The organism is Microbulbifer sp. (genome assembly GCF_036563125.1).
Taxonomy (GTDB): Bacteria; Pseudomonadota; Gammaproteobacteria; order Pseudomonadales; family Cellvibrionaceae; genus Microbulbifer.
In genome coordinates this window covers 44,719-53,808 of sequence record NZ_DATCMV010000021.1, presented here as the reverse complement: position 1 = coordinate 53,808, position 9,090 = coordinate 44,719, and the positions used below count along the sequence as shown (strand labels likewise).

Annotated in this window: 10 protein-coding genes; 5 read left to right on the top strand and 5 right to left on the bottom strand. The window is 59.9% G+C overall.

The window, feature by feature from the left end; translation table 11 throughout:
* Positions 1 to 1,025 (bottom strand): diaminopimelate decarboxylase (gene lysA / locus VIL80_RS01550; RefSeq protein WP_332034404.1); only part of this gene is annotated, 1,025 nt, incomplete at its 3' end.
* Positions 1,022 to 1,276 carry an LPS translocon maturation chaperone LptM gene (gene lptM / locus VIL80_RS01545; RefSeq protein WP_332034403.1) on the bottom strand — a complete coding sequence of 85 codons (255 nt, stop codon included), beginning with the start codon at positions 1,274 to 1,276 and terminating at the stop codon, positions 1,022 to 1,024. The genes lysA and lptM, both read right to left, overlap by 4 nt.
* 112 nt (positions 1,277 to 1,388) lie before the next feature.
* Here lptM and cyaY point away from each other — a divergent pair, with 112 nt between their 5' ends.
* The 3 genes from cyaY (at position 1,389) to VIL80_RS01530 (ending at position 3,081) form a co-directional block, all read left to right on the top strand.
* The gene (gene cyaY / locus VIL80_RS01540) at positions 1,389 to 1,730 is read left to right on the top strand and encodes an iron donor protein CyaY (RefSeq protein WP_318955625.1); all 342 of its coding nucleotides are present in this window, start codon (positions 1,389 to 1,391) and stop codon (positions 1,728 to 1,730) included.
* A 240-nt stretch (positions 1,731 to 1,970) separates the two neighbouring features.
* Entirely contained in the window at positions 1,971 to 2,840 is an 870-nt protein-coding gene (locus tag VIL80_RS01535) for an SPFH domain-containing protein (protein WP_332034402.1), read from the top strand.
* Positions 2,841 to 2,874: 34 nt separating this feature from the next.
* On the top strand, positions 2,875 to 3,081 hold the full coding sequence (locus VIL80_RS01530; RefSeq protein WP_332034401.1) for a type II toxin-antitoxin system antitoxin: 207 nt from the start codon (positions 2,875 to 2,877) through the stop codon (positions 3,079 to 3,081).
* 111 nt (positions 3,082 to 3,192) lie between these two features.
* Here VIL80_RS01530 and argH read toward each other — a convergent pair whose 3' ends face one another.
* Entirely contained in the window at positions 3,193 to 4,614 is a 1,422-nt protein-coding gene (gene argH, locus VIL80_RS01525) for an argininosuccinate lyase (RefSeq protein ID WP_332034400.1), read from the bottom strand.
* Positions 4,615 to 4,723: 109 nt separating this feature from the next.
* Between argH and VIL80_RS01520 the strand changes: the two genes are divergently transcribed.
* Both VIL80_RS01520 and VIL80_RS01515 read left to right on the top strand, forming a co-directional pair.
* On the top strand, positions 4,724 to 5,968 hold the full coding sequence (locus VIL80_RS01520) for a sensor histidine kinase (protein ID WP_332034399.1): 1,245 nt from the start codon (positions 4,724 to 4,726) through the stop codon (positions 5,966 to 5,968).
* Entirely contained in the window at positions 5,965 to 6,723 is a 759-nt protein-coding gene (locus VIL80_RS01515) for a LytR/AlgR family response regulator transcription factor (protein ID WP_332034398.1), read from the top strand. Before VIL80_RS01520 ends, VIL80_RS01515 begins: the two co-directional genes overlap by 4 nt.
* A gap of 14 nt (positions 6,724 to 6,737) precedes the next feature.
* On the opposite strand, the gene VIL80_RS01510 is transcribed toward VIL80_RS01515, so the two are convergent.
* Entirely contained in the window at positions 6,738 to 8,378 is a 1,641-nt protein-coding gene (locus tag VIL80_RS01510; protein ID WP_332034397.1) for an amidohydrolase, read from the bottom strand.
* Between the two features lie 90 nt (positions 8,379 to 8,468).
* Positions 8,469 to 9,086, bottom strand: a complete 618-nt coding sequence (locus VIL80_RS01505; protein ID WP_332034396.1) for a LysE family translocator — start codon at positions 9,084 to 9,086, stop codon at positions 8,469 to 8,471.
* Positions 9,087 to 9,090 lie beyond the last annotated feature (4 nt).

Below are 9,090 nucleotides of genomic sequence, written 5' to 3'. Positions count from 1 at the left end.
CACACCGGGCCGACGATGTCCCAGCTCTCGGTCTCGCCGTTGCTGGGCGTCACTGCGACAATGTCCTGCCACGCCTGGTACAGCGCCGGACGCAAGTTGTCGTTCATGGCGGCGTCGACGATGGCGAAGTTGTGGCCCTCGGTACGCTTCAGGTATTCCACCCGGGTCAGCAGCGCACCGCCGTTGGCGGAGATGGAGCGGCCCGGTTCCAGCACCAATGCCAGATCGCGTCCGGCAAGTTTTTCTTTTACCGCGCCGAGATAGTCGCTGACCAGGGGCGGCTCTTCACCGCGGTAGCGCACGCCGAGGCCGCCACCCAGATCCAGGTGCTTGAGCACAGTGCCGTCCTCGGCCAGTTCGTCGATCAGTGCCAGCAGGCGGTCGAGAGCATCGAGGAAGGGGGCGATCTCGGTGAGCTGGGAGCCGATATGGCAGTCCACGCCCACCGCATTGAGGCTGGCGGAAACCGCTACCTTGCGGTAGACATCGCGGGCGCGCTCGATGGCGATGCCGAATTTGTTTTCCTTGAGGCCGGTGGAAATATACGGGTGAGTCTTGGCGTCGACGTCCGGGTTGACCCGCAGGGAGACCGGAGCGATGGCTCCCATCTCTGCGGCAACTGCCTCGAGGCGCTCCAGCTCCGCTTCCGATTCCACATTGAAGCAGTGCACGCCCACTTCCAGTGCGCGGCGCATTTCCGCGGCCGTTTTGCCGACACCGGAAAAAACGATCTTGCCCGGATCGCCGCCGGCCATCAGTACCCGCTCCAGTTCGCCGGCGGAGACGATATCGAAACCCGCACCCAGTTGTGCCAGCACCGACAGGATTCCCAAGTTGCTGTTGGCCTTGATGGCGTAGCAGATCAGGCCCGGGTGATCGCCGAGTGCGTCGGCGTACGCCTGGTACTGGCTTTCAAAATGCGCGCGGCTGTAAACATAGGTGGGGGTGCCGAACTGCTCGGCGATCTGCTCGAGGTTCACGCCCTCGGCCCACAGGCTTCCCTGCTGATAGTGGAATTCACTCATTGCGATACTGCTTCTGCTTCCGTGTGTGGCTCGGTTTGTTGTTCGGTGTTTTGCTGACCCGGGTCATTATTTTTTTCGGTCTCCTCGCTGCGCTTGCCTGCGGGCTGGCCGTGGCTGTGGGTACCGGACGCCGGGGATGTGGCAGGAGAGGCCGGATCCTGGGGCAGGTAGAGCGGGCCTTTCTGTCCGCAGGCGCTCAATACCGTGGTAAGGGCGGCGATTGTGGCCAGTGAAAGTAACGTTGTGCGCATCGGTGTTACCTGGATAGTACCTGCCGCATTTTGCGGGACGAGAAGACTGGAAAAGCCTGCTAGTATAGCGACCCCCGTCTATGAACAACACCGTAACAGAAGTAACCGGATCATGACCCAGGCCGCCTCTCAAGCAACCTACAACGCCGCCATCGAGCAGACCCTGATTGCCATCGAGGACGCTCTCGACAATTGCGATGTCGATATGGATTACGAGCGCGCGGACGCGGTGCTCACCATCACACTGGAAGACAGCGGAACCCAGGTGATCCTGTCGCGCCAGAGTGCGGTGCAGGAACTGTGGGTGGCGGCGCGCTCCGGTGGCTACCACCTCAAGTTTGAAAACCCCGGTTGGAAATGCACCACCACCGGCGAGGACCTGCCGACACTGCTGGACCGGGTGTTGAGCGAACAGCAGGGCGCACCTGTATCCCTGGCGCTGGGAGCAGACTGATCCCCCTGGATCGCGAAGGTCGCCCGTACTGGCGGACGACCTTTTTCAATATTTATTTCGCTTGTCCGCCTTTTTACCCGCCTGCTGCGCCCCCTGATTCCGCCCACGCGTTTGCCGCCTGTTAAGACTTCCCCGCGCATCTCCGTCACTGCCGGCTCATATCGCATGTGAACAAAAAAGTTGGCTATTCGCGGGCTTGGTGCTAATTTGATATCAAATTGACATCAAAAGGAGATTTCGATGATCAGAGAAAAACGCGCGTTCACCGTCAATGGTTACGGGATGCTGGCGCTGCTTCTGGTATTGCAGGTATTCACGGTGGCTATGGCTTTGCGCAACCTGGCCGCCACAGAGTTCCCGTTCGCCGCGGGCTGGGGCCTGGTGGCGATAATCGTCGCATTCTGCTGGTTCGGGCTGTTTATGGTGGCTCCCAATCAGGGGAAAATACTGCAGCTGTTCGGTAAATACGTGGGCACCGAGCATGTCACCGGCCTGCGCTGGGCCAATCCGCTGATTTTCAAGCGCACGCCCATCTCCCTGCGCATCCGCAATTTCGAGAGCGGCAAGCTCAAGGTCAATGACGCCAACGGCAACCCGATCGAGATTGCCACGGTGGTGGTGTGGAAGGTGGTCGACTCGGCCGAGGCCTACTTCGAGGTGGACGACTACGAGAGCTTTGTCACCATCCAGAGCGAGGCGGCGCTGCGCAATGTGGCGAATGAATTCCCCTACGACAACCACAGTGAGGACTCGCTCTCCCTGCGCGGCGATCCCATCGAGGTGGCGGAAAAAATCCGCGATCAGGTGCAGGAGCGTTTGGGCAGTGCCGGTATTCAGGTGATTGAGGCGCGGATCAGCCATCTCGCCTACGCACCGGAAATTGCCCAGGCCATGTTGCGCAAGCAGCAGGCCGGTGCGGTGCTCGCAGCGCGTAAACTGATTGTGCGCGGTGCCGTGGAAATGGTCACCGATGCGATTACCACCCTGGCGGAGTCCCACGCGCTGGAGCTGGACGATGAGCGCAAGGCAAATATGGTCAACAATCTGATGGTGGTCATCTGTGGCGAACAGCAGGCGCAGCCGGTCATCAACAGCGGCAGCCTCTACTGATCGACCACGCTGTTACTGAACGATCAGGATCAACATGACGAAAAAGAAAGCTTTCCCACTGCGCATTAACGAGCAGGTACTGGCGGCGATGCAGCGCTGGGCGGACGATGACCTGCGCAGCCTGAACGCACAGATCGAATATGTGCTGCGGGATGCGCTGGTACAGTCCGGCCGCGTGAAGCTGGTGCAGAAAGTGGTGACCGAAATCGAGGAAAAAAACACAAAGCCCGGGGAGACGTAAACCGCTCGCGGTGTAGGGCAGCGCATTTTTGACACTGCGGCCGCAAACCAAAGATCAGGGCAAAAAAAAGCCGGGCATTGCCCGGCTTTTTCGTCATCAACAGCGTCAGTGTCAGCGTGCAGCGATCAGCTTGCGCGCGCGTTCACACGCTGCGCGCACCTGGTTTGGCGCAGTGCCACCGATATGGTCGCGGGCGGCCACGGAACCCTCCAGGGTCAGCACGTCGAACACGTCGTCGCCGATCACATCAGAGAACTGCTGCAGCTGCGCCAGGCTGAGTTCCGACAGGTCGCACTTCTGCTCAATGGCGAACGCCACGGAATGGCCGACGATCTCGTGGGCATCGCGGAAGGCGACGCCCTTGCGCACCAGATAGTCAGCCAGATCGGTGGCGGTGGAGAAGCCCTTGCCGGCAGCGGCGTACATATTTTCCTTTTTCGGCTTCAGCGCCGGTGCCATATCCGCGAAGGCGCGCAGGCAGTCGAGTACGGTGTCGGCGGCGTCGAACAGGGGTTCCTTATCTTCCTGGTTATCCTTGTTGTAGGCCAGCGGCTGGCTCTTCATCAGGGTCAGCAGGGCAATCAGGTGGCCGTTCACGCGGCCGGTCTTGCCGCGCACCAGCTCCGGAACATCCGGGTTTTTCTTCTGCGGCATGATGGAGGAACCGGTGCAAAAGCGGTCCGGCAGATCGATAAAGTCGAACTGGCTGGAAGTCCACAGCACCAGCTCCTCGCTGGCGCGGGACAAGTGGGTCATCAGCAGCGCGGAGAAGGCGCAGAATTCGATAGCGAAGTCGCGGTCGCTGACGGAATCCAGGGAGTTCTCGGTGGGCGCATCAAAGCCCAGCAGCTCTGCGGTGCGGGCGCGGTTGATCGGGTAGCTGGTGCCGGCCAGCGCAGCGGCGCCCAGCGGTGAGCGGTTGACACGCTTGCGGCAGTCCATCAGCCGCTCGTAGTCGCGGGTCAGCATTTCGTTCCAGGCCAGCAGATGATGGCCGAAGGTGACCGGCTGTGCGGTTTGCAGATGGGTAAAGCCGGGCATGATCGTGTCCGCGTTCTGTTGCGCGAGATCCACCAGGCCGTTCTGCAGGCGGGTCAGCTCGGCTCCGATCTGGTCGATGCGGTTGCGCAGCCACAGGCGGATATCGGTTGCCACCTGGTCGTTGCGCGAGCGGCCGGTATGCAGTTTCTTGCCGGTGGCGCCGATGCGCTGGGTGAGGCGCGACTCGATGTTCATGTGTACATCTTCGAGCTCCACCGACCAGGGGAAGGTGCCGGCCTTGATCTCCTCGGCGATATCCTTGAGGCCACCCTCGATCTGCTGGAACTCCTCCACCGTCAGCACACCCACTTCCGACAGCATCTGCGCGTGCGCCAGGGAACCCTGGATATCTTCCAGGCCCATACGCTGGTCGAACATCACCGAGGCGGTAAATCGCTCCACAAAGGCATCGGTGGCTTCACTGAAGCGGCCGCCCCACAGCTTTGCGGCCGGGTTCTGGGCGTTGTTTGCGGATGCGTTGTCGTTACTCATGCTGCCTCTGATATGTGTGGATTGAGATGTCGACCGGGTGGTGGAACTGCGCCATTGATGGCGGTATCTTCACCTTCTGAGAGCGAGTCCAGAATAAAGATAACCTGATATGACATCTTCCCGGCCCGCGCAAGCGGCGGGCATTATAGCGCAGGAAATTCACGAAATTGCCCCCGTAGGCAAAGATTCTGCGCGCCACGAGACCGCTACCCCCCCTCATTTCCTCCCCGACCTGTGCGGTGTGACCGGCGTGGCTGCGCTGGTGTTGATCGGTGAGCTGCTGGCGCTGGTGCTGGTGCTCGCCAGCGACGGAATCCACCCTTTTAACTGGCAGCGCCTGGGGCTGGTGTCCCTCACCGTGCAGTGGGTGATCCTGCCCGCCGCCGCCATCCTGTGCCGGTTGCGCCCGCGCCTCGCGCGCCTCCCTCACAAGCTCGCCGCTGCGCTCAGCTATTCCACCGTACTTGCGGTGCTGCTGGCGGTGTTGCTGGCGCAGCACTGGTGGATGGCGGATATGGAAGGCGTGGCGATGGACCTGTGGACGCTGCTGTCCAACTTTCTGGTGGGAGCAATATGCGCAGGTGTGGTGCTGCGCTACGCCTATGTGCAGCAGCAGCTGCACAACCAGCAGCAGGCGGAACTGGGGGCACGCATCGACGCGTTGCAGTCGCGCATTCGCCCGCACTTCTTGTTCAACAGTATGAACAGCCTTGCAAGCCTGATCGCGGTGGATGCCGAGCGCGCGGAAAAACTGGTGGAGGATTTGTCGGCGCTGTTCCGCGCATCGTTGGCGGACTCAAAACTGGTGCCGCTGGAGCAGGAAGTTGCACTGGCGCGGCGCTATCTCGAAATAGAGTCGCTGCGACTTGGTGATCGCCTGCAACAGGAGTGGCAGATTGGAGAGCTGCCGACAGACGCGCAGCTGCCATCGATGTTGTTGCAGCCGCTGTTGGAAAACGCGGTACTGCACGGAATTGCGCGTCTACGCAGCGGGGGGAAAATTGAAATTGCGATTCGTCAGGAAGTTGCGAGTCGCCAAAATGTCATTGGCAGTCGCACACCCGAGCTGCTATTGTCGATTCAAAATCCTGTTGCAGTTTCTGAGGCGGAAATGAGCCCCGGTGTGAGCACCGGCAACGGTATGGCGATGGAAAATATTCGCCAGCGACTCAGTGCGTTTTACGGCAATCGCTTCCGCTTTACCGCGGAGGTCCGCGACGGCGAGCGCGGTAAAGAGTACCGCGTGGAATTGCGCCTGCCGTTCAATGCCACTAGTTCCGCTACTAGTACCAAGACGGAAACCAGAATAACTGAGCCAGCAAAAACACCGGTGATGGAAGAGGTGGCCCAATGAGCGCTGCCGAATACCCGCTGGGAGTGCTGATCGTCGACGACGAACCGCTGGCGCGGGCCAGACTGGCCCGACAGTTGCAGACTATTGATGGTTGCCAACTGCTGGGAGAAGCTGCCGATGGGGAAAGCGCGTTACAACAGCTGGATTCACTCGACCCGGACCTGTTGTTACTGGACATCGAAATGCCCGGAGAGAACGGGCTTCAACTCGCCACCCAAATTACCAACCGTCCCAATCCACCCGCGATCATTTTCTGTACCGCCCACGACGAGTTTGCGCTCCCTGCCTTTGCGGTTGCTCCATCGGGTTACCTGCTCAAGCCCGTCAGTGTGGAGCAGCTGGCACAGGCGATTGCCCAGGCGCGAAGACTGAGCAAACCGCAACGCCGGGCGCTACACACCCAATTACCGCAACCCGCCAGCGGCCGCCGCCAGATCAAGGCAGTGAGCCGTCGCGGTGTGCAGTTGCTGGACGTGGACGATATCCGCTGTTTCATTGCCGAAGACAAATACGTCATCGCCCATCACAGCAGTGGTGAGACGGTGTTGGATGAGTCGTTGAAAGAACTGGAAGCGGAGTTCGCTGAGCGCTTTGTGCGCGTGCACCGCAACGCGATTGTTGCGGTGGATTTCATTACCGGGTTGCAAAAAGGCGGCGACGGCTACCGGGTAACACTCGCCGGGGTAGCACTGGCTCCGGCGGTATCCCGCAGGTTACTCGCAGGCATCAAGTCACTGTTGTCAGAAATGGCTTAAACAGTTCGCGCTTACTACCATCTCCCCGCAACCCTGGTTTCCAGCACGCGGATTTCCCGCAAGTTTTCCGCTGGTGTCGACAGCGGGTTTCTATCCAGGATCACCAGATCAGCGCGCTTGCCCACTTCCAGGCTACCGATTTCCTTTTCCATTCCCAACTGCCAGGCGGCGTTGATGGTCATGGTGCGCAGCGCCTGGCTCGGGGTCAGCGCCTCGGCTTGCCCGATCGCGATGCCTTCGCGACTGCGACGGGTGATCGCGGTTTGCATCAGGCTGAAGGGTTCCGCCGGGAACATGGGGCTATCCGAGTGCAGGGTGGGGTGCATGCCGAGCTCGAATGCACTCTTTACCGGCAGCATGCGTTGGGTGCGCTCCGGTCCCAGCAATGCGGTGTTCAGGGCGTCGCCGTAGTAGTAAATGTGGTTGATGTGGAAGCTCGGCGAAATACCCAGCCTGGCAAACGCCGGCAGCATTTCTTTGCTGAGCAGCAGCCCGTGTTCCAGGCGATGTCGGCGGGCAACAAATTCCTGTCGCCGCGTTTCCGGCAAACTGTCATAGAGCTGCTGCAGAATCTGTAAATATTCCTGCGCAGCGCGGTCGCCCTGCACATGGGTGGCAATCTGCCAGCCGCGGTCATTTAATTCCTGAAACTGATCGCGCAGCTGCTCAGCGCTAATCACCGGTTCGCCGTGACTGCCGTGGGCGATACCCAGCTCTTCGGCCAGATGGCTGTCCAGGTAGGCCTGCTCCACCACCATGCTCCCGCTGTAGGGCGAGCCGTCGTACCAGAACTTGGCGCCGCGCACGCGGAAGAAATCGCCGTCTGCTTCCGGGTATCCGGACAGTTTGTCCAGGTTGTCGCCGCGGTAATAGAAAAACTGACGGATGCGCGGCTGCCAGTATTCCATGGAGGCCCAGCGCGCGAGCCATGCGGGCATGTTGAAGCCAAGGGACGCCACACTGGTGTAACCCGCGCGGCGCAAATCCGTCAGTACACCGGCATAGGCGCTGGTGACGTTGAATGGATTTTTGTGTGTAGCGAGAAATGGCTCCAGCGCCTGCTTTTCTACCAGGGTGCCGTTGAGGCGGCCATCATTACCGCGACCGTAATAGGAGCCTTCACCGGGGTCGGGTGTCTGTTCATCGATGCCCATCGCCGCCAGCGCGGCGGAATTCACCCAAGCGGTGTGCATGCTCTGCGCGAGGATGAATACCGGATTGTGCGGCGCCATCTGGTCGAGGGAGTTGCGGTCCGGCAGCTGCAGTCCTTCGAGCAACACCGGGTCCAGTCCCATGGCGTAGATCCATTCGCCCTGCGGCGCGTCGGCAATCGCGTTTTCCAGTGCCTGCCACGCCTCTGCGGCGGTGTGGTGGCGGAAGCCACTCATATCGACAAAGTTGCGGAATACCGCGCTGATGGCCGGGTGTTCATGCACCGCGATAAAACCAGGCAGCAGGGCTTTACCGTTGAGGTCGATGGTTTCCGTGCGCGCACCGGCCAGTGCCGAGACCTCTTCGCGGGTGCCGATCGCAGTAATCTTTCCATCCTTGATCGCGAGCGCACTGGCAACGGTGTCTTTATCGTCGACGGTGACAATCTCGCCGTTGATATAGATGCGATCGGCGTCCGGCGATTCCGTGCAGGCTAAGAGCATAGACCCAAGCAGCAACAGGCTGAGTTTAAAACTGTTTGAAAAACACTTTGGGAATTCCATTATCTTTTTAGCCAATAACTGCTTTTAAAATTAACTGCTACGCAGGGCCATCCACAGGCCGGCGCAGACCAGAACACTTCCGCCGACCATGTTGAACGAGCGGTTGGTGGAGCCACTTTGTAAGTATCGGCGCGCGCGCACCGTAGCCCAGGTATAGATCAGCATGACACCACCGACGGACAGGGTAGCTATCGCATAGATGGTGAGCACGTCCGCTGCATCAATGGCGTTGACGGGAAGAAATGCCGGGAAAAAACTCAGATAAAACAGAATGGCTTTGGGGTTGCTCAAAGTCGTCAGCAGTCCGAGGCTGAGGCTGGAATGCAGTGAGTGATTTGCTGTGGTCTCAATTTCGGAAAAACGTGTGTGGGCCCGGACCAGATTGATTCCGAGCCAGATCAGGTAAGCCGCACCGAGATACTTGATTACCACAAATGCGTTGCCCATTAAGTCCGCCACGTAGGCCAGCCCGGACAGGCAAAGACCGATAAACACATAATCGCCAAACAAAATACCGATACTGGTCGCGGTACCGTGGAGTACACCACCGCTTACCGAGCGCGCAATCACCGTGAATACGCCTGGACCGGGAATGGCGGCGAGAATGAGCATGGTACCGAACAGGGCGAGCGCACTAAGTAGAGTCACAACG

Bases quoted from the DNA above. Each gene is read 5' to 3' on its own strand.
- VIL80_RS01515 (WP_332034398.1), top strand. From the start codon at position 5,965: ATGAGCGCTGCCGAATACCCGCTGGGAGTGCTGATCGTCGACGACGAA.
- VIL80_RS01535 (WP_332034402.1), top strand. From the start codon at position 1,971: ATGATCAGAGAAAAACGCGCGTTCACCGTCAATGGTTACGGGATGCTG.
- VIL80_RS01510 (WP_332034397.1), bottom strand. From the start codon at position 8,378: ATGCTCTTAGCCTGCACGGAATCGCCGGACGCCGATCGCATCTATATC.
- lptM (WP_332034403.1), bottom strand. From the start codon at position 1,276: ATGCGCACAACGTTACTTTCACTGGCCACAATCGCCGCCCTTACCACG.
- VIL80_RS01530 (WP_332034401.1), top strand. From the start codon at position 2,875: ATGACGAAAAAGAAAGCTTTCCCACTGCGCATTAACGAGCAGGTACTG.
- VIL80_RS01520 (WP_332034399.1), top strand. From the start codon at position 4,724: ATGACATCTTCCCGGCCCGCGCAAGCGGCGGGCATTATAGCGCAGGAA.
- argH (WP_332034400.1), bottom strand. From the start codon at position 4,614: ATGAGTAACGACAACGCATCCGCAAACAACGCCCAGAACCCGGCCGCA.
- cyaY (WP_318955625.1), top strand. From the start codon at position 1,389: ATGACCCAGGCCGCCTCTCAAGCAACCTACAACGCCGCCATCGAGCAG.